The following is a 20,087-nucleotide window of genomic DNA, read 5'->3' as shown; positions in this document are numbered from 1 at the left end:
GCGCGGACAAACCACCATCGACCGGACATGACTCGCCGCCTCGCCTGCCGCCTTCTCGGCCTGATCCTCCTGCTGCTGCCGCTCCAGCCATCCCAGGCCGCGAGACAAGCCACACCCGCACCCACCGGATTGTGGCTCACCCCAGGGCGCGGCGCCGTGATCGCCATTTCGTTCTGTGGCACCAACCTCTGCGGCCGCTTCGTCGGCCTGTTCCTGGACCGCCCGACCGACCCGATGCCGGTGGATTATCGCGGCATTTCGCAATGCCACCTGCCGCTGATCACCGACGCCAGGCGCATTCGCCCCAACCTGTGGAAAGGCCACATCACCGATCCGCGCAACGGCCACGTCTGGGGTGCCGAACTTCACCTCGACCCAAACGGCAACCTCGCCTTGCGCGGTTTTTTTGGCGTCCCCCTGCTGGGCCGCACCCAGACCTGGACCCGATACCCCGGAACAACGCCGGCGGACTGCCGGATCGGGCCGCCCGCCGCCGTGGCCGTGGCGCGCCGACCCTCGCCGCACGGCCAAACCCTCCAACGATAGGCCGATCACCGACCCCGCCGGCCATTCCGCGCTTCATCTCGCCCCGACAACGTGGCACACTGGCAGTGCAACGATTGTCGCCGGGAAGCACCACTTTGACCCAACCCACCACGGTTTCCACCGCCGCCCGCATCGCTCCATGCCACATCGCCAATAGCGATCCGAACCGGCCATCGCCCGACGCGATCCGCTCAGCCCGCGTCCCGCATCACCAGGCACCCCGCCGTTGAGCACATACCTCGTCACCGGCGGCGCCGGCTTCATCGGCTCCCACCTGTGCGACGCGCTGGTCGCCAAGGGCGACGCCGTCCGCGTGCTGGACGACCTCTCGACCGGCCTCCGATCCAACCTGCCACCCGCCGCCACCCTGATCCAGGGCGACGTCGCCGACCCGGCGGCGGTCGCCCAAGCCATCCAGGGCGTTGACGGCTGCTTCCACCTCGCCGCCATCGCCTCGGTCGAAAAAGGCGTCACCGACTGGCTCGGCACCCACCACGCCAACCTGACCGGCACCATCACTGTATTCGACGTGATCCGCCGCCAGGACAGCACGATACCCGTGGTCTACGCCTCCTCCGCCGCGGTTTACGGCGACGCCGCCCGCGTCCCCATCGCCGAAACCGACCCCTGCCGGCCCTTATCGGCCTATGGCGCCGACAAATACGGCTGCGAATTGCACGCCAGGGTCGCCAGCCACGTCCACAGCGTACCCACCGCCGGCCTGCGCTTCTTTAACGTCTACGGACCGCGCCAGGACCCGAAATCGCCCTATTCCGGCGTGATTTCGATATTCTGCCAGCGCATCGCCGCCGCCAGGTCGGTGAAAATCTTCGGCGACGGCCAGCAAACCCGCGATTTCATCCATGTCGCCGACGTGGTCCGAGCGCTGCTCGCCGCCATGGCCCTGCGCCCGGCCGACGCCCCGGTGTTTAACGTCTGCACCGGCACCGCTACCTCGGTCGAAGCCCTCGCCCGCCTGGTCGCCGACCTGACCGGCCACCCACTCGATGTCGAGACCGCCCCGCCCCGCGCCGGTGAAATCCGCCACTCGGTCGGCCTGCCCACCTTGGCCAACAGCATCCTGCGCCTGGCGGACCGCGTGCCGCTGCGCACCGGCCTGGCGGACGTGCTGGCCTGGATCAACGGTTCAGCAGCCTGATCGCGACGTGCGGGAACTCCTCTCCGGCCTGATCCTGCCGCCCACAGGCTTGGTCATCCTGGCCGTGGCCGGCCTGACCATGCGCGCCGGCTGGCGTCGCTTCGGCCGCCGCCTTACCTGGACCGCATTGATCGCCCTCATCCTGCTCGGCATGCCGATCGTATCCGGCAGCATGCTCCGCGCGCTCGAGCCCAACCTGCCGACGACCCCGCCCGCCGACCACCCGCCGCAGGCCATCGTCGTCCTCAGTGCCAACGAAATCCACACCCACCAGGAAAAACTCGGCGCCCGGCCCGGACTGCTTACCCTCGACCGACTGCGCACCGCGGCGATGATGCACCGGCGCACCGGCCTGCCGATCCTGGTCAGCGGCGGCGTCCCAGGTCCTGACGACCCGTCCCTGGCCGCGGTCATGGCGCAAAGCCTGCAGGACGATTTTCAGACCCCAGTCCGCTGGGTCGAGCCAAAATCCGCCGACACTTGGCAAAACGCCCGCTTCAGTGCCGACATCCTGCGCGCCGACGGCATCGACTCGATCTATCTGGTCACCCATTCGTGGCATATGCGCCGCGCCGTTCTCGCCTTCCGGCAAGCCGGCCTGACGGTCACCGCCGCGCCCACCGACCTGGATGACCCGCCCACGCTCGAGCTCGGCGATTTCATTCCCCGCGCCAGTGCCTGGCAGACCGGCTATTACGCGCTGCACGAATGGATCGGATATGCCTTTTACAAGCTGCGCTGACCTCCAGGTCGTCACCACCCTGGAACACCTGCCGCCCGAGGCGCTGGCACTGCTCGACGACGCCCCCGGCATCTTCGCCAGCCGGTCGTGGTGGCAGGTCGTTCTCGCCCACGCGATGCCGGCCGGCGCGACACCCGCCTTCGTGCAGATCCGCTCGGCCGGCCGCGTCGTCGCGCTACTGCCGCTGCTCCGCACCGCCAACCGGCTGACCAGTCTGACCACGCCCTATAGCTGCGACTACACTCCCCTGCTCGCCGCCGGTCTCGACCCGCCCGCCCGGCTCGCCGCCATGACCGCCTTCGCCAGATTCTGCCGCGGCCATGGCATGGTCCGCCTCGACGCCCTGCCCGTCGAATGCAGCGCCCTGGAAGATCTGCGGGCCGGCGCCCGCCAAGCCGGCCTGCGCGTCCTGCACTTCGAACATTTCGGAAACTGGCAAGAGGAGGTGAAGGGCCTCGATTGGTCAACCTACCTGCACCGCCGCCCCGGCGCGCTGCGCGAGACCATCCGCCGCCGGCTGCGCCGCGCCGAGAAACTGCCCGACGCCCGGTTCGACCTGCTCACCGAGCCCGATCAGCTTGACATCGCGGCCGGGGCATTCGAATCGGTCTACCGCCGCAGTTGGAAGCAGCCCGAACCCTTCCCCAGCTTCAACGTCGCCCTGATGCGGGCGATGGCGACCCAGCGCACACTGCGCTTCGGCCTCTGGTCGATCGGCGCGGACCCGGTCGCGGTGCAGATCTGGGTGCTGAAGGACGGCCATGCCATCGTGCTGAAACTGGCCCATGACGAGGCGTTCAAGGCGCACTCGCCCGGCACCGTGCTGACCGCGCTGATGTTGCGCCACCTGCTCGATCACGACCACGCGGAGCACATCGATTTCGGCCGCGGCGACGATGCCTACAAGCAAGGCTGGGCCACTCAGCGCCGCCGGCGCATCGGATTGCTGCTGATCAATCCCCGATCCGCCGCCGGCGCCGCCCACCTGCTGCGCCACGCCGCCGGACGCCTCCGCGACGCCCTACGCCGCCGAACCGCCACCGCTTGAACCGGGCCGTAGACTACGCCAGCGAGCACCGCCTGAACCCGACAATATCGAAGCCAACCGCACCGACCGAAACCGCTGCAGCCCGACCCGGAGCAATAAGCCAGGCGACCACACCGGACCCCCAACCAGCCAGATCTGCTGCTGCGTTTCATCCGCGAGGCTGACCTTGTAGCGATCCTCCCCCGCGAGAAAGTCATAGACCGCCAGCCCCTGCTCGCTCGCCGTTCGGATTGCCTGATGATGGCAGGTCAGCCCCGGCTTGGCCGCCGCATTCGCCGCCCGATAGGCGAACCCGCTCTGGTACGCCAGCATCCGCCCGCGATGGACGAAATTGTACAGAATCCCGATCACCGACCCACCGCATATCACTCTCAGCAAAGCCGCCTCGCCACGCGGCACCGCGGTTGCGATCAACTGCCGATGAAACCGCCGAAAGAACGGCGCGGCAAAGCAACCCGGCTCACCACGCGACCGCCATGCCGCTTGATGCAGCACCGCCATCTCATCCAGCATCGCCCAGGCTGCCGCCACCGAGTCTGCCCGTTGCACCACGATCGGTCCCTCGCGCTGGTAGATCCGGTCGGATCGGCGGATCTGCTGGCGAGTATTCGCGCTGCGCTCCTCCAGATAGTCCTTCCCCGCCTCGCGCAGACCGGCCAAATCGACGAAACGCGACGCCTGCGACCGCTGCACCCGAACCAACCCCGCCACCCGCCGCAGCGTCGCCTGTTGCGTGCTGCCCACCCCCGGCAAAACCACCTCGTACCGAGACGTCACCGCACCCAGGCACCGCTCGGTCAGCTCCTCCGCCCGCCCTGCCTCGGCCAGCACGCCGTTGTGCTCCACCCAGGGGCTGTCGCGGTCCGCCGACCCGCTTGCCCCCAGGAACAGCACCGCCGGACCCGGCCAGCGCCGCACCCGGTTGAACAAAGCCAATGCAACGGTGCGCCCCGCCTCGGTCGCCGCCACCAGCACCGGGTCGTCAAACCGCTCCGCCGCCAGGCACCCCACCCAGGTCCAACTCTGGAAAAACGACAGCTCGGCGCGCCGTTCCAGTTCCCGCCAGCACCTGCCCAGTTCGGTGAAATCCGCGACCCCGCCGACCCGAACCGCGATCACCACGGCGCCGGCCGCGACCCCGCCACCGCGTCCTGCCCGGCCCTTACCGCCGCATCCCGCCCGGCCCCCACCAGCGCCTGCCGCCCGACTCCCGCCACGGCGTCCTGCGCGACCCCCGCCAATGCCTCCTGCGCGACCCCCGCCGACACGTCGCGCCCGGCCTCCGCCGAGGCGTCCGCCTCCCCGCGCCACAACGCCGCGTAAGCCGCGAACATCGCCGACTGATCGAAATCCCGCCGCGCCTTCGCCAGGTTCGCCACCCCAATCCGCAGGCACAGATCGGGGTCCGCCATCAACCCCCCCAGCGCCGCCGCCAGCGCCGCATCGTCCAACCGCGTCACGTAAGGCAGATTCTCCGACGTCAGCATCTGCCCAATATCGCCGACATCGGTCGAAACCACCGGCAACCCGCTGGCCATTGCCTCGATCACCGACAGCGGCATCTGTTCGGTGTCCGACGACAGAGCGAAAATGTCGAACTGAGCATAAAACCCCGGCGTGTCCTGATGATGACCCGCGAAACGCACCCGCTCCGACACCCCCAGAGCGGCCGACAGCGCCTCCAGCGCACCGCGCTCCGGCCCATCGCCGACTACCACCAGCCGCCCCGAGGACAGCATCGCGAACGCGCGCAACAGCCGCCCGATGTTCTTCTCCCTCCGCAACGCCGCCACGGTACCGATAACCGGCCCCCCCGAACTGACCCCCGTGCCACCCCCCGGAAAACGCCCCGGGAAACGCCCCGGAATACGCCCCGGAAAACGCTGGCCACCGCCGGTAGCGAACCGCGCCAGGTCGATCCCGTTCGGCACGTAACGCACCACGCTCCGCGGCAACTTCCATACGTCCGCGGCAATCCTCACCAGCCGACGCGAGGGCAGCACCACCGGCGTCCGCCGCAATACCAACCGCCGCGTCAGCACCCGCCGTGCGATCTGCGCCTCGCGTTCCTCCGGCCCAAAGCCATCGACCACATGCAGATGCCGGGTCACCGGCAAGACATTGGCCAGCGCGAACTCGATCGCACCCCAGTTGCAGGTCACCAGCACATCCGGCCGCCAAGCCCGCAACAGACCCCGATAGCGCCATGCATTCGCAATCATCGCGCCCCTGGCCGCCGCGACCGCGGGAAATGTCAGATCCAGATCGGGCCGCAACCGCTCCCGGCACGCCAGATCCCCGTCCAGCGCCACCACGAGGTGACGAAACGCCGGCCCGAAATGATTGGCGATGGCGGCAAACCGCACTTGCGCGCCGCCCACGGCAAAGCTCGGAAACACATGCGCGACCAGCGGTGCCCCCCTGGCCTCGCCCATCAGTCCCGTCGCTCCATCCACGGCAAGATTTTCCTCAGCTTGTCGGCACCCGACCGATACCGCAAACTCTTTCGCTGACGCAATGCTTACAAATCCGCCGCATGTTGCGCCCGTTGAAAAATCCCATCGCAGCCACCCCCGCGCCGGGGCCGGCAACAATGGGCAATTGAATGCCAAGGCGGCGTCGATTAGCCGATCAAGCGCTTACTTTGGTTGATTACCTTTTGGGAACGCGGAACAAAACCCAAGCGCATAACGCGCGACGATCCGCCGTCTTTTCGGCCTTAAACGTTAGAAATTGCCTGCTCTGCCAAATCGATGTCAGACTGCCTCCACAATGTCTTCGACTATGGTTTTACTCATACCTCTCTCCAAGACATTCTGGGTCGTCTCTTCCCTCGCGGCTCCGTGAACATTCTACCGTAACATGGCCGCATAACCTCGCGGCGAGCAACCGTAGTCCTTTTTGGGACGAAAGGTGAACTAATCCAAGCCATGGCGGACGCTCGTCAGAAAACGAACGCGGAAGCATGCCATTTGTCGTGTTCATTCTGCCCGGGCGCCATGAGGTACCTCGCAAATGCGCCGCCACCACAGCGCAAAAACCCGCCGGGCAAGAAATCGGCCAGTGCGGCGATCCCATGGTGAACATGGCTTGCGCCGTTTCGCAGCGGCAAACACCGGCGTCCGCCGCTACCGCCGAACCGCCATCACGATCCGATTGGTGTTCGTGCCCCCGCGATTGTTCCCCACCCCCCAGCAATTCGCCGTCTTGGTAAAACTCTGCTGATTGACCATCACCCCCAGGACATCGAACGGCAGCCCCTCGATCGCCGCGACAACGTGCCGTTCCAGCAACACCCGGCCACCTCGCACCTCGCCCACCTCGAACGCCACAAACCCGCCCGGCCGCACCACCCGGGCAAACTCCGCGAAACCCCGCCGCACGAAACCCTGCCACGCCAGCACGTCGCGATGCCGGTCGATCCGCACCCGCCCCGCATCGATCCCGGCAAACCAGCAGCGCAGCCAGTTGTCACCCGCGTAATCCACCACATCGAGAAACGGCGGAGACGTCACGATCAGGTCCACCGACGCATCAGCCAGCCCAGGCGTTTGTTCGGCCGCCCCGGTCAGCAGCAGCGCCGGCGGATGCAGCGGCGGCGCACCATCGGCCAGCAAACTCACCGTCTTCTTCAGGATGATCGCCCGCACGTCACGGGGCGGCGGAACCCGCCCACGCGCCGCGTTGATCCTGCGCTGCGACGCCGCCGAGACCGCCTGGTTCGGCGGCATCGTATAGACCGAGAAGAACCCGTTCGAGTGCCCAGTCAGCCGGTTGATCGCCACCATCCGGATCCACTGGTCCACCGCATCCGGCACCCCCGGCTCCAGCAGCCCCCCGCTCAGCAGCCCCCCGTTCAGCAGATAACCGCGCAAAGCGCGGATCTGGCGCAACGTGTCGGGATGATAGAACGCCAGTAAATCCGCCTCCGCCGGATCGCCCCCCGCCCCGGAAAGGTCGATCCCCGCCAGCCGCGTCCGCACCTCGGCAACCGATGGAGGATCCAGTCGAGGTGCGCACAACATCGCACTCAACGGATTGACGTCATTGGCCACCGGCGCCCGGCCCAGCAACGCCGCCTGCACCGCCGTGGTGCCGCGACCGGAAAACGGATCGAACACCCGATCGCCCGGTTCGGTCAGCCGCTCGATGAAAAACCCCGGAAGCTGGCCCTTGAAGCAGGCGCGGTAGCTGATCTCGTGCAGACTGTGCCCGCGCCGCTGTCCAGCGGTCCAGAACGCATTGACGAAATAGCGCAGCCCGGCCTGCTCGAACGCGCCCGTCGGCACGCCATCGAAGCTGAACCGGCGCAGCCCCTCGACGAAGTCCAAACCCCAACTCTTCCCCGGCAGCGGCGAACCGAAGCCCCGGGCCGCGATCAGCGCAGGAATGGATTGGCCGCCTTCTCCGCCCCGATGGTCGACCCCGGACCATGGCCGCACACGAACGACAGATCATCGCCCAGCGGCAACAACTTGGTCTTGATCGCCGCGATCAGCGCGGCGTGGTCGCCGTACTCGAAGTCCGTCCGTCCGACCGAACCCTGAAACAGCACATCGCCCACCAGAGCGAACCGCGCCGCCGCGTTGACGAACACCAGTGACCCCGGCGTGTGCCCTGGGCAATGCAGCACATCGAAACGATGCGGCCCCAGCGCCAGCACGTCGCCCTCCGCCATCCAGCGATCCGGAGTCACATTCCGCGCCTCGAAACCAAACGCCGCCGCCTGCTCTGCGATCCCATCCAGCAGGAACCGGTCACGCAGGTCCGGACCCTCGATCGGCACCGGCCGCCCCAACCGCTCCTGCCCAAACCGCGTCTGTAACGCATCGCGGAGACCCGCCGCCCCGCCCGCATGGTCCAGATGACCATGGGTCAGCACGATTTTCTCGATCGCCGCCCCGGTTTGCTCCACCGCCGCCAGGATCCGCTCCACATCGCCGCCCGGATCCACCACCATGCCGACCTTGCTCGCCTCGTCCCACAGGATCGAGCAGTTCTGCTGAAACGGCGTCACCGGCACGATCGCACCGCGCAGCTTGGTTTCGCCGCCAGCCCTATCGCCGCCAGCCCTATCGCCGCCAGCCCTATCGCCGCCAGTCATATCATATCAGTGCAACTTGGGCGATTTCAGGAAACTCGCCCGATCCGCCGACCGAACCGACACCCGCTTCGGCGACCCATCGCGCTCCAGCCGCAGCCGCACCTCCGCCCCGGCGCTGCCCGATGACCACACGCGCCGCCACAGCCCCGCCAGATCAGGGATTTCCTCGTCGTTCACGGTCAGGATCCGGTCGCCCGCTCGCACCCCGGCCTGTTCCGCCGGACCATTGTCCGACAGGCCGCCCACCACCAGGGTTTCGTCCGACTCGGTGGCATAAAGCCCCAGCCAAGGCCGAGCCGGGCGGTTAACCCGGCCATAACTCAGCAGATCCTCCATGATCGGCGCCAGCAATCCGATCGGCACCACCATGTTCATGTCCAGCCGACGACCCTTGCCGTCACCTTGCTGCAAGATCAGCGACCCGATGCCCATCAGCTTGCCATCACCACCGATCAGCCCACAGCCGCCCCAGAACGGATGCGCCGGCGCGGTGAATAGCGCATCATCCAGCACGTATTCCCAATACCCAGCAAATTCCTGCCGCCCGACGATCCGCGTCTCGATCGAGTGATGACGCCCGCCGCCGGCCGACAACACCGCCTGATCGCCGACCTTCAGCCGATCCGAATCGCCAAGCTCCAGATGCGGCACATCCAGCTTGCCCAGCGCCTGCACCAGCCCGAACCCGCTCTCCTGGTCGTACGCCAGCGCATGACCAGGGACCGCCTGGCCATCGTTCGATGTGATCCACAGCGTCTCCGCCTCGGTGATCAGGTAGCCGATGGTCGCGATCAGCCCGGTGCCCGAAATAACCACTCCGCTGCCCGCCCGCTCGGTACCCAGCGTTCCGGCGGTGAAGGCGTCGGCCGGAACATAGGTCTTCAGGCTGACCACAGCCTTCATCGCCCGTTCGAGGTCGAACGAGTAATCGCCTGGATCGGGCTGCAGATTGGACGGGATCTCCCAGTCGTCTTTCTTCATGCCTCGACGTCTTCCCTGGTTGGGACGGCCTTTCGGTGAGGTATCGGTCATGCCCCTCCTATATCGGACCTTTCGACCCCGCCGACAATGCCGCCGCCGGCTAAGCTGGCAAAGCCCCCGCCGGTAATCCTGACTCCGACCCTGCCGACAAGCCGGACTCCGGCCCCGCCGGCAAGCCCGCCAGCCGCGAATCGCGCCCGATCAACCCCCGCCAGCCTGGCGGTTCGCCGCCAATTCCGCCGCGGAAAGCTGGAATCCGGCGATGACACTGTACGACGCACCCGTTTTATTGGCCGAAACCGGCAAGTCCAGATCGATGTCAGGGCTGGTGATGGTCAGGCGGTCAACGTTTGGCGGAAACCTAAGATGCAGCGGATACACCTTCTTGTCACGCACCGTCTCGCCCTCGGTCACCGCCAGGAACAACGGCACGTCGGCCTGCCGCCCCTTCATCGCCGGGCCGCGCTGGATCGAGATCGAAACCTTCACCTTCGCCGCCAGCGTATTCTTCTCATCGCCGGCCTGGCAGCTTCCGTTCACCGCGATCACCCGCGCCTGCAGGATCAGGTCGGTCACGTCATGCGCCGGCCCAGGACCGCCGTAGCGCGTCACATCCGCCAACGCCGGTATCAGCCGAGGCGTCGGGCACACCGGAGCAAACGTGTTGGCAGGGGGAACACACCCCAGCAGCGGCAGCATCAGCAACCCGACGCAAACCAGGGCGCCCAAACGTAAACCAGAAGACATCCAAAACTCCGCCAGCCGGACCGACTCCGGTAGATCCCGGATGGGGACACGTCATTGTGCCGGGCGCCGCCGCAATCGGCAATGCGCACCCAAACGCCGGTGCCGGCGCGACCGCAAAGCGCGCCCCGTTACGACCGGCAACGCCCGCCCACCACGACCGGCAACGCCCGCCGCCGCGACCGCAAAGCGCGCCCGGCGCGACCGGCAATGCGCACCACGGCGCGATCGGCAACGCGGACGCCATCCGCCGGCGCCGATCAGGCGCTACAACCCGGCGCGGAGATATTGGCTGGGAACGTCCGCCGGCACGCCCAGCGCCCGGGCCGCCCGCCACGCCCACCCCGGGTCGGCCAGAATCGCCCGAGCCAGCAGCACGACATCCGCCCTGCCATTGGCGACGATCTCGGCCGCATGTGTGGGTTCGGTGATCAACCCGACCGCCCCTGTGGCGATCCCCGCCCGATGGCGAATCGCCTCGGCGAACGGCACCTGATAGCCCGGATGCGACGGAATCGTCTGCTCGTGCGACACCCCACCAGACGAGCAATCGATCAAATCCACCTGCCCGGTGGCGGCCAGCCTGCGCGCCAGCGCCACGGTATCCTCGATCGTCAGGCCGCCCGCCACCCAGTCAGAGCAAGACAGCCGCACCCACAATGGCAACTCCGACGGCCACTCGCCACGCACCGCCTCCACCACCTCCAGCAGGAAGCGCGATCGCCCATCCGCGTCGCCGCCATAGGCGTCGTTGCGCCGGTTCGACACCGGCGACAGAAACGAATGGCCCAGATAGCCGTGCGCGCCGTGGATCTCCAGGATCTTGAAGCCGGCCTCCCGCGCCATCGCCGCGGTAGCGGCAAACTGGCCGATAATGTCGCCGATCTCGCCGCCGGAAAGCGCGCGCGGATCTGTCGCCCCCGGCACCGAAGGCAAGGCGCTCGGAGCCAGCGGCACCCAGCCGCCTTCGCTAAGCGGAATCGGCTTGCCGCCCTGCCAAGGCACCTGCGACGACGCCTTCCGCCCGGCATGGGCAATCTGGATCCCCGGCACCGATCCGCCCTGCGTAATCACACCCGCGAGCCGCCCCAACAGCGCCTGGTGCTCGGCATTGTACAAGCCAAGACAGTGCGGCGTGATCCGGCCAACCGCCGACACATGCGTCGCCTCGGTGAACACGATCCCGGCACCCCCGGCGGCGCGGGCCCCCAGGTGCTGAACGTGCCAGTCGTTGCCCAGCCCGTCATTCGCACTGTATTGGCACATCGGCGAGACCACGATCCGATTGCGCGCGGTAACCGAGCGGAAGCGGACCGGCTGGAACAGCAACGGCGTTGACATGCGGCATGATATCCTTGGTGTGCAACCGACCCGGCAATATCCGGATCTCGGGCGCGGATGCGCCAGCGCCGTATATAGCCTGCCGCACCAAGCATGAAACGGCACCTCCGCCGACTGTCTCGCAAGCCCACCAGACTCTGCGCCCAGAGCCCACCCAAGGTGCCCACCCAATCAGCACCGACCGGGTTCGAAACCGGGCACTCCGCCGACCACCGACCCGATGCACCTCGACCGCCAAGCCCGCGACTCGTTCGGCAACGCGCCACGCGCCAACACCCACTGCGCCACGCGCCAACACCCGGTGCGCCATGCACCGCCACCATGAAACGCCGGGGCGCTCCGTGCCCCGCGTAGCCATCTCCGTGCCATAGCTTAACGAATCCCAAAACGGCAAGCTATCGACCGACCGTACCAGCACCCATCGGCGCCGCGCCAACCAACCGACACCCCGTCGGGGCCAGTTCTCGACACAGCCGACGAAGCGGCCCAAGCCACAGCCAGACAGTCACCGTCAGAACAAAGCCACCACCGCCATGAACATCCTCTCCATCCAATCCTGGGTCTCCTACGGCCACGTCGGCAACACCAGCGCGATGTTCCCGCTGCAGCGCCTCGGCGCCGAAGTGTGGGCCATCAACACAGTGCAGTTCTCCAACCACACCGGCTACGGCGACTGGCAAGGCACCGCCTATTCCGGTCAATCGGTGCGCGATCTGGTGGACGGCATCGCCGCAAGAGGCGTGCTGCCACGTTGCAACGCCGTATTAACCGGCTACGTCGGACAGGCCGACATCGGCGACGCCATCCTGCACGCCATCGCCTCGGTGCGCCACGCCAACCCAGCCGCGCTATACTGCTGCGACCCGGTGATCGGCGACACCGATACCGGCGTCTACGTCCGCCCCGGGATCGAAGATTTCCTGCGCCTCCAAGCCCTGCCGGCCGCCGATATCGCCACCCCCAACCGATTCGAGATCGAACGCCTGACCGGGCTCGATTGTTCCACCCTGGCCGGAGCCAGGCAGGCAATGCTGCGGCTCCGCTCCATGCTGCGCCCCGGCGGCCCGGCCTGCGTGCTGCTGACCAGCCTGGAAACCGACACCACGCCGCCCGATTGCATCGACATGATGACCGCCGCCGAGGACGGCTTCCACCTGCTGCGCACCCCCCGCCTGCAACTCAACATCAACGGCGCCGGCGATGCGATCGCCGCCCTGTTTCTGTTCCACTACCTGCGCACCAACAGTGCGGTGGCGGCATTGCAGGCCGCCGGGTCATCGATCCACGGCGTGCTGCGACAAACCGCGCAGGCCGCATCACCCGAGATCCTGACCGTCGCCGCGCAGCAGGAATTCGTCACACCGACCAAGAGCTTCAAGGCGACCGCCTGCTGACGATCACCCGCGCACCGCCCGCTGGCCGCGAACAGTCCGGAAATAGGCGTCGATCGCATCGACGATCGCGCGCGCCAGCCCAGCCCGATGCGCGGCCCGCCGCAACTGACGCTCATCCCCCGGATTGGACAGAAAACCCAGTTCAATCAGCACGCTCGGGATGTCCGGCGCCCGCAGCACCGCGAAATGCGCGTGCCGATCCGGATCGGGCAGCAGCGTTGTCCGGCTCGCCAGGTACCGCACCATGCTGGCCTGCAGCACCGAGGAATGCAGCCACGTCTCCCGCCGCATCAGACTGGACAGAATGTCGGCGACAGCGGGCGGCATGCGGCCAAATCTCGGCCCCGGAAGCAGTCCGGCGCCATTCTCCCGCTCAGCCAGTCGCGCGCTGCTCAGGTCCGATGCGCGATAGGCAAAACGGTAGATACTGGCGCCATGCACCAAGTGGTTACGTGCGTGGTTCGCGTGCAACGAGATGAACAGCGCCGCATGATGCTGCTGCGCGAACACAACGCGTTGACGCAGCGCTATGAACTCGTCCCCGGTCCGCGTCATGGCCACACGATAGCGGTGTCCAGCCTCGATCCGATGGCGAACCGCCAGGCCGGTGGCAAGCACGACATCCTTCTCCCGCGTGCCACGCAGCCCGATACAGCCAGGGTCTTTGCCGCCATGGCCAGGGTCCACGACCACCAGCGGCCGCCCGCGCCCCGGCGGACCATGATGTGGATGCGTCACATGATGATCCGCCAGCGTGCGAGCACCGGCCGCGTTCGCTGCCCAGAGCGAAACCACACCCACCGCGAGGGCCTGGACAAATGTCCGGTATCGCTTCGAACATCCGGCCATCATCACCCGCGCCATGTCTCCAAATCGATCACCGCGATGCCAGACCGAACCGGCGCCGGCCCTCCGACGTCTGGACGAATCACCGCCAGCGTGAATACATCGCTCGAACCGACATCGAGTGGAGCCATGACATGCGAAACATCACCCTGGGTACCCTGGCGATCCTCGGCCTGCTCCTCGCCACCGCCAGCATCGCCTCCGCCGCCCCGGCCACCGGTCTGATCGGGCGAACCACCCTGTCGCAGGCCACGTCGATCCAGCCGGTCTACTACTACTGGAACCACCACCGCTACCGCCACCGCTCATGGGACCGCCGCCACCGCCGCTGGCGCTACTACTGAAATCAAGCGAACCCCAGGGGTCGATCTAGGGCCGATCGGTGAACCAGGATCGGCCCCGACCCGCTACCCCTCCGCCAGGAACGCCATCGCCGCCTCGACCCCACCGCGCGCATGCGGCACGCCCTCGATCCGCATCCCCATTTCCACCGCCGCCAACGCTCCCAGCAGCATCGGCTCGTTCAGATCGCCAAGATGCCCGATGCGGAAAATCTTGCCGCCCAGCTTGCCCAGACCCCCGCCCAAAGAAACATTGAACCGCTCCCGAACCGTCTTGCGCAGCGCGTCGGGGTTGAACCCCTCCGGCATCAGCACCGCGGTCACCGAGTTGGAATACCGTTCCGGAGACAGACAGAACAGCCTCGGCCCGTCATTGCCGGCCCACACCTGAACCGCCCGCCGGGTCGCCTCCGCCAGCCTGGCATGACGATCCACGACGTTGTCCAGGCCCTCGTCATCCAGCAGACGGATCGATTCCTGCAGACCATAGAAAATGTTCACCGGAATGGTGCCGATGAAGCTCTTCTGCGCCCGGTTCGCCATCATCGTCCAGTCGAAATAGAAACGATGCAGCTTGGCCTGCCGATGCGCGGCCAGAGCCTTGTCGGATACCCCGGTGAAGCTCATGCCGGTCGGCAGCATCAGCCCCTTCTGGCTGCCGCCGACTACGCAATCCACCCCCCACGCGTCCATCCGGAACTCCAGCGACCCCAATGAAGAGATCGTATCCACCAGCAGCAACGCCGGATGCCCCGCCGCGTCGATCGCCGCTCGGATCGCCGGCAACGGCAGCATCATCCCGGTCGCAGTCTCGTTGTGTACCACGCACACCGCCTTGATCGCCCGCGCGCCGTCCGCCGCCAACGCGCGGCCTACCTCGGCGATGTCCACACCGCGGCGCCAGTCGGCCGCCACCAACCGCACCTCCAGCCCATGGCCGCGCGCCATGGCGGCCCACTCCTCCGAGAAGTAGCCCGACTCCAGCACCAGGATCACATCCCCCGGCGACAGCAGGTTGGTCAGGCTGGCTTCCCATGCGCCATGCCCCGAGGCGTTGTACATGAACAGATGCTGCTGAGTTTGCAGCACCCGCTTCACGCCGGAGAACGCGGCGTCATAAACCTCGACGAATTCCGGATCGTTGAAGTCGATGCTGTTGCGGTCCATCGCTCGCAGCACGCTGTCGGGGATGTTGGTCGGGCCGGGATTGGCAAAGAAATGCCGCCCGCGCGCCCGCGAGGCTCCAGACGCCGACCCCGAAGACGCGGACCCGGAAGACTTTGACCCCGAGGGGGATGACATCGAAGGCTTGGACATGTGCGACGATCCTACCAAGGTCCTGACCAGCAGGCTTATAGACCATCCTCGCGAACCTGCCCCCGCCCAGCAAGGGTAGCTGCCATGCCCGCCTGTCCGCCGCCGCCGCCCGGGCCTGCCAAAACACGTCAAATCGGCGCCGCGATCAACCCGCCCCCGACAGGCACCCCGCCAGAACGAAGCCGGACAACCGGTCCACCCACGTGTCGTCCACACCCTCGTTCAACAGCATGCGCAAATACAGCGGACCGAATAAGCTGGAGCAGGTGATCTCTACATCCAGATCACGCCGCAACTCCCCCGACGCAATGCCCCTGGCGATCACCGCCCTCACCTCGGCGCGCCGAGGCTTCACGAAACCGGTCAGAAACGCCTCGATTGTCTCCGGATCGCCCTGACCCTCGGCAATGATGCAGCGAATGATCCGTCCCGCCCTGCCGCGCACCAGCCTGGCGAACAGCCGCAACGTCGCCTGCAGGTCAGCCACCACCGAGTCCGATGCCGGCAACGCCAGATCGGCCGCCGTCGCCTGCAGGAACCCCTCCATCGCCAACGAACCCTTCGACGGCCACCAGCGATAGATCGTGCTGCGCGCCACCCCCGAGCGCACCGCCACGCCTTCGATCGTGAACCGGCTCAGACCACCCTCGGCCAACAAATCATACGCCGCCGCCAGCACTGAGGTGCGCGTCGCATCGCAACGCGGTCGTCCGGGCGGTCGGGCAATTTCCAAAGACTGCATGACGGGCTCCTGCAAGCAATATGGCGACCGATCGCCCGAGACAAGCCATTCCAATACAGCATGTCGCGTATTTCCAACCAGCACGGGTTGTATACGGCGGAATCCGGCACACATCCCCGCCGCTACATTGTGTAGCGAAATAGGCGGCAAGAACTCTCATGGACCAGGCTACCACAGCACAAAGAGCCGCAACCGGCCTTCCGGAAACCATTCGCCAGCCCGTCGGCACTCGCCGCAAGGGATGGGCCAAGCGCGCCGCCCTCGGCACCCTCGTGGTGCTGGGCTTGGCCGCGGCGGCGCAATACGCCACCCAATACTGGCGCACCGGCCGCTTCATGATCGACACCGACGACGCCTATGTGGAGGCCGACAACACGCTGATCGCCCCGCGCGTGCCGGGCTACATCGCCCAGGTCCTGGTCACCGACAACCAGCCGGTCAAGGCCGGCCAGGTGCTCGCCAGGATCGACGACCGGGACTACCAGACCGCGCTGCACCAAGCCGTCGCCGACCGCCAGACCGCCGAGGCCGCGATCGGCTCGATCGATGCCCAGCTTGCCCTGCAGGCCTCGCTGATCGAGCAGGCCAACCAGCAGGTGATCGGCGCTGATGCCGCGCTGCGCTTCGCCCAGCAGGACCATGCCCGCTATCAGACGCTGTCCCGTTCCGGAGCCGGCACAATTCAGTCGGACCAGCAGAGCCAATCGCTGCTCACTCAGCGCACCGCCGACCTCGGCCGGGCCCAAGCGTCGCTAATGGCGGTCCGCCAGCAGATCGACGTGCTGAAGGCAGACAGGGTCAGGGCCACGGCCCAACTGCAGCATTACCGCGCCGCCGAACAGCAGGCCCGGCTCAACCTCGGCTACACCGAACTCACCGCGCCGATCGATGGCACCGTCGGCGCGCGCACGCTGCGGGTCGGCCAATACGTCCAGGCCGGCACCCAACTGATGGCGATCGTGCCGCTCGACGCGGTCTACGTCGTCGCCAACTACAAGGAGACCCAACTCACCGACGTGCATCCCGGCCAATCCGTCGAGATTTCCGTCGACACCTTCCCCAGCGCCGAGATCCACGGCCATGTGGATAGCATCGCGCCGGCCACCGGCCTGCAATTCGCATTGCTGCCGCCGGACAACGCCACCGGCAACTTCACCAAGATAGTCCAGCGCCTGCCGGTGAAGATCGTGCTCGATCAAGATTCCGGAACCGCGGCCGACGTGCTGCGCCCCGGCATGTCGGTCGAGCCCTCGATCGACACCCGCCCGCCGCGCTGATCCAACCCGTCCGGCACCCACCCAGTCCCGCACCGCCATGCCCAATTCCGCGCCACCCGCCGACAGCGAACCCCAGGCCGACATGAAGACCTGGATGGCGGTATCCGCGGCGATGATCGGCGCCTTCATCGCCGTGCTCAACATCCAGATCACCAACGCCTCGCTGCCCAACATCCAGGGCGCGATCGGCGCCGGCATCGACGACGGCGGCTGGATCTCCCACCGCCTATCTGGTCGCCGAGATCGTCGTCATCCCGCTCACCCGGCTTCCTCGCCCCGGTATTCTCGCTCCGGCGCTATCTGCTCGCCAACACCTTCATGTTCCTGGTGATGTCGGTGGCCTGCGCGTTTCGCCCACAACCTGGCCCAGATGATCGTGCTGCGCGCCCTGCAAGGCTTCTTCGGCGGCGTGCTGATCCCGCTCGCCTTCACCCTGACGCTGACCATGCTGCCGCGCGCCAAGCAACCGATCGGGCTGGCCCTGTTCGCCATCTCGGCGACTTTTGCCCCGGCGATCGGCCCCACCATCGGCGGCTACCTGACCGAGACCTACGGCTGGCAATACATCTTCTACGTCAACCTGATCCCCGGCGCCTTGATGCTGGCCACGCTGTGGCCCACCCTGCCCAAGGCGCCGATGCAACTCGGCATGCTGCGCCACGGCGATTGGTTCGGTATCGTTACACTTGCCACCGGGCTGGCCTCGCTGCAGACGGTGCTGGAGGAAGGCAACAAGGACGACTGGTTCGGCTCCACCTTCATCGTCCGCCTGTCGATCATTGCCGTGGTTTCGTTTGCATTGTTCTTCTGGACCGAGCTGACCATCCGCGACCCATTGTTGAACCTGCGCCTGCTGCTGCGGCGCAACTTCGGCCTCGGCAGCCTCGCCAATGTCATCATGGGCATGGCACTGTATGGATCGGTGTATCTACTGCCGGTCTATCTTTCGCAAATGCAGGGCTACAACGCCGAACAGGTCGGCTTCGTGCTGGCCTGGACCGGGCTGCCCCAGCTCGTGCTGATCCCGTTCGTGCCCACGCTGATGCGCTATATCGACACCAGGCTGCTGGTCGCCGTCGGCTTCGCCCTGTTCGCCACCAGCTGCTTCATGAACTTGTGGATCAGCGCCGACTACGCCGCTCCCCAGCTGCTGCTGCCCAACCTGGTGCGCGCCGTCGGCCAGGCCCTGATAATGACCCCGCTCTCGGCGCTCACCACCGGCGGCATCGAACGCCAGTTCGCCGGTTCCGCCTCGGCCATGTTCAACATGATGCGCAATCTCGGCGGCTCGATCGGCATCGCCGCGCTGGAAACCTTCGTCACCAAGCGCGAGCAGTTCCACTCCAGCATCATCACCGCCAACGTCTCGCTGCTGAACCAGGCGACCAGGCAGCGCATTGCGTCACTACAGGCGTATTTCATGTCGAACGGCATCAGCGATGCCGCCTCCGCCTGGCACGAAGCGGTGGTGCAGATCGGCCGCGGCGTGCGGGCGCAGTCCTATTTCCTGGCCTACAGCGACGCATTCTACCTGATGGGCGCGGCCTTGCTGCTGGCCCTGGTGACCTCGGTCGCAATGCGCAAATCCACCGCCAGCGGCGCCGGCGCGCACTGATTTCCAGCTCGGCGTGAAGGCCAAATGCCGACCCGTTCAACCCGCCGATTTTTGGCCGGAAGCGAGGGGGTTTTGGCATGCACGCCAACGCCGCCGGCCCCATCTTCCGCCTCAACACAGAACCGTCCGAAAGACCGCACATGATCAAGCCCGATACGCATCTGACCATAGGCTCCCTGCTGTTCGAGGCATTGGACCAGATCGACCTCACCGGCCCGTTCGAGGTGCTGTCCCGCATCCCGAACTCCACCTACCGGATATACGGTAGGACGGCGGAACCGGTGCGCGACATGAACGGCCTCCGCCTGACGCCGGACGCTGCGCTGGCCGATGCGCCACAACTGGACGTGCTGCACGTCCCGGGCGGTCCCGGCCAGGAAGCGCTGATGCAGGATCAGGCCGTGCTCGGCTGGATCGCCCAGCAGGCCGCCGGCGCGCGCAGCGTCTTCTCGGTCTGCACCGGCGCGCTGCTGTGCGGGGCGGCCGGTCTGCTGCGCGGACGCCACGCCACCACGCACTGGGCGTCGCTCCACCTTCTGCCCTGCTTCGGAGCGATCCCGGTGAACGACCGTGTCGTCGTGGACGGCACCTGGGTGTTCGCCGCCGGCGTCACCTCAGGCATCGATGGTGCGCTACGCCTGGCCGCGGAGCTGCGCGGCGAGGCGGCAGCGCAAGCCATCCAACTCGACATGGTCTACGCGCCCGAACCGCCCTTCAACAGCGGTACGCCCGAAACCGCACCGCCGGCCATCCTGTCCGCGGCGCGGAATGCGCTGCGAGACCTCACCACGCGGCGCGAAGCCACCGCCAGACGCATCGCCGCCCAGCTTGGAATCAAGCAGAACTGAACCATCGCCGTTAGAGGGTCGGCAACAGGGCGATACGCGAAT

19 protein-coding genes and 1 pseudogene are annotated in these 20,087 nt (G+C 66.9%); 10 read left to right on the top strand and 10 right to left on the bottom strand.

The window, feature by feature from the left end:
* Positions 1–27 precede the first annotated feature (27 nt).
* The 4 genes from ACQY4Y_RS14645 to ACQY4Y_RS14630 all read left to right on the top strand — a co-directional run bounded on the left by ACQY4Y_RS14645 (position 28) and on the right by ACQY4Y_RS14630 (position 3,495).
* Positions 28–546, top strand: coding sequence for a DUF2147 domain-containing protein (locus ACQY4Y_RS14645; protein WP_428491341.1), 519 nt, complete (start codon positions 28–30; stop codon positions 544–546).
* A 226-nt stretch (positions 547–772) separates the two neighbouring features.
* Complete coding sequence (locus tag ACQY4Y_RS14640; RefSeq protein WP_428491340.1) at positions 773–1,705, top strand: NAD-dependent epimerase/dehydratase family protein; 933 nt, start codon at positions 773–775, stop codon at positions 1,703–1,705.
* Positions 1,706–1,769: 64 nt separating this feature from the next.
* Positions 1,770–2,447, top strand: a complete 678-nt coding sequence (locus tag ACQY4Y_RS14635) for a YdcF family protein (protein ID WP_428491339.1) — start codon at positions 1,770–1,772, stop codon at positions 2,445–2,447.
* Positions 2,425–3,495 (top strand): GNAT family N-acetyltransferase, encoded by a 1,071-nt coding sequence (locus ACQY4Y_RS14630; RefSeq protein ID WP_428491338.1) that lies wholly within the window; start codon positions 2,425–2,427, stop codon positions 3,493–3,495. The genes ACQY4Y_RS14635 and ACQY4Y_RS14630 overlap by 23 nt, the downstream gene beginning before the upstream one ends.
* Here ACQY4Y_RS14630 and ACQY4Y_RS14625 read toward each other — a convergent pair.
* From ACQY4Y_RS14625 to ACQY4Y_RS14595, 7 genes are all read right to left on the bottom strand, one after another.
* The gene (locus ACQY4Y_RS14625; protein WP_428491337.1) at positions 3,469–4,617 is read right to left on the bottom strand and encodes a GNAT family N-acetyltransferase; all 1,149 of its coding nucleotides are present in this window, start codon (positions 4,615–4,617) and stop codon (positions 3,469–3,471) included. The genes ACQY4Y_RS14630 and ACQY4Y_RS14625 overlap by 27 nt on opposite strands.
* The gene (locus ACQY4Y_RS14620) at positions 4,611–5,951 is read right to left on the bottom strand and encodes a glycosyltransferase (protein ID WP_428491336.1); all 1,341 of its coding nucleotides are present in this window, start codon (positions 5,949–5,951) and stop codon (positions 4,611–4,613) included. Before ACQY4Y_RS14620 ends, ACQY4Y_RS14625 begins: the two co-directional genes overlap by 7 nt.
* Before the next feature lie 672 nt (positions 5,952–6,623).
* Complete coding sequence (locus ACQY4Y_RS14615; RefSeq protein ID WP_428491335.1) at positions 6,624–7,826, bottom strand: DNA methyltransferase; 1,203 nt, start codon at positions 7,824–7,826, stop codon at positions 6,624–6,626.
* Between the two features lie 47 nt (positions 7,827–7,873).
* Positions 7,874–8,599: an MBL fold metallo-hydrolase gene (locus ACQY4Y_RS14610; protein ID WP_428491334.1), complete on the bottom strand. Its 726-nt coding sequence runs from the start codon at positions 8,597–8,599 to the stop codon at positions 7,874–7,876.
* A 6-nt stretch (positions 8,600–8,605) separates the two neighbouring features.
* Positions 8,606–9,580 (bottom strand): S1C family serine protease, encoded by a 975-nt coding sequence (locus tag ACQY4Y_RS14605; RefSeq protein WP_428491333.1) that lies wholly within the window; start codon positions 9,578–9,580, stop codon positions 8,606–8,608.
* Between the two features lie 201 nt (positions 9,581–9,781).
* Positions 9,782–10,327: a hypothetical protein gene (locus ACQY4Y_RS14600; RefSeq protein WP_428491332.1), complete on the bottom strand. Its 546-nt coding sequence runs from the start codon at positions 10,325–10,327 to the stop codon at positions 9,782–9,784.
* Positions 10,328–10,591: 264 nt separating this feature from the next.
* Positions 10,592–11,665 carry an NADH:flavin oxidoreductase/NADH oxidase gene (locus ACQY4Y_RS14595; protein WP_428491331.1) on the bottom strand — a complete coding sequence of 358 codons (1,074 nt, stop codon included), beginning with the start codon at positions 11,663–11,665 and terminating at the stop codon, positions 10,592–10,594.
* Between the two features lie 533 nt (positions 11,666–12,198).
* On the opposite strand from ACQY4Y_RS14595, the gene pdxY reads away from it, so the two are divergent.
* Positions 12,199–13,059 carry a pyridoxal kinase PdxY gene (gene pdxY / locus ACQY4Y_RS14590; protein ID WP_428491330.1) on the top strand — a complete coding sequence of 287 codons (861 nt, stop codon included), beginning with the start codon at positions 12,199–12,201 and terminating at the stop codon, positions 13,057–13,059.
* A 3-nt stretch (positions 13,060–13,062) separates the two neighbouring features.
* On the opposite strand, the gene ACQY4Y_RS14585 is transcribed toward pdxY, so the two are convergent.
* Positions 13,063–13,923: an N-acetylmuramoyl-L-alanine amidase family protein gene (locus ACQY4Y_RS14585; protein ID WP_428491329.1), complete on the bottom strand. Its 861-nt coding sequence runs from the start codon at positions 13,921–13,923 to the stop codon at positions 13,063–13,065.
* 116 nt (positions 13,924–14,039) lie between these two features.
* Between ACQY4Y_RS14585 and ACQY4Y_RS14580 the strand changes: the two genes are divergently transcribed.
* Entirely contained in the window at positions 14,040–14,249 is a 210-nt protein-coding gene (locus ACQY4Y_RS14580) for a hypothetical protein (protein ID WP_428491328.1), read from the top strand.
* A gap of 63 nt (positions 14,250–14,312) precedes the next feature.
* Here the strand turns inward: ACQY4Y_RS14580 and ACQY4Y_RS14575 are convergent, their stop codons facing one another.
* Together ACQY4Y_RS14575 and ACQY4Y_RS14570 are read right to left on the bottom strand one after the other, a co-directional pair.
* The gene (locus tag ACQY4Y_RS14575) at positions 14,313–15,563 is read right to left on the bottom strand and encodes a pyridoxal-phosphate-dependent aminotransferase family protein (protein ID WP_428491327.1); all 1,251 of its coding nucleotides are present in this window, start codon (positions 15,561–15,563) and stop codon (positions 14,313–14,315) included.
* A gap of 145 nt (positions 15,564–15,708) precedes the next feature.
* Entirely contained in the window at positions 15,709–16,305 is a 597-nt protein-coding gene (locus tag ACQY4Y_RS14570; protein ID WP_428491326.1) for a TetR/AcrR family transcriptional regulator, read from the bottom strand.
* A gap of 158 nt (positions 16,306–16,463) precedes the next feature.
* Here ACQY4Y_RS14570 and ACQY4Y_RS14565 point away from each other — a divergent pair, with 158 nt between their 5' ends.
* The 4 genes and pseudogenes from ACQY4Y_RS14565 (at position 16,464) to ACQY4Y_RS14550 (ending at position 20,045) form a co-directional block, all read left to right on the top strand.
* On the top strand, positions 16,464–17,582 hold the full coding sequence (locus ACQY4Y_RS14565; RefSeq protein WP_428491325.1) for an HlyD family secretion protein: 1,119 nt from the start codon (positions 16,464–16,466) through the stop codon (positions 17,580–17,582).
* A 37-nt stretch (positions 17,583–17,619) separates the two neighbouring features.
* Positions 17,620–17,913 (top strand): hypothetical protein, encoded by a 294-nt coding sequence (locus tag ACQY4Y_RS14560; protein ID WP_428491324.1) that lies wholly within the window; start codon positions 17,620–17,622, stop codon positions 17,911–17,913.
* Between the two features lie 27 nt (positions 17,914–17,940).
* Positions 17,941–19,197: pseudogene (locus ACQY4Y_RS14555) on the top strand (DHA2 family efflux MFS transporter permease subunit); the annotation flags it as partial.
* A 140-nt stretch (positions 19,198–19,337) separates the two neighbouring features.
* Positions 19,338–20,045 carry a DJ-1/PfpI family protein gene (locus tag ACQY4Y_RS14550; protein ID WP_428491323.1) on the top strand — a complete coding sequence of 236 codons (708 nt, stop codon included), beginning with the start codon at positions 19,338–19,340 and terminating at the stop codon, positions 20,043–20,045.
* The last annotated feature ends 42 nt before the right edge of the window (positions 20,046–20,087 follow it).

The organism is Rhodopila sp., from assembly GCF_965277165.1.
Classification (GTDB): domain Bacteria; phylum Pseudomonadota; class Alphaproteobacteria; order Acetobacterales; family Acetobacteraceae; genus Rhodopila.
This window is presented reverse-complemented; position numbering and strand designations above follow the sequence as displayed.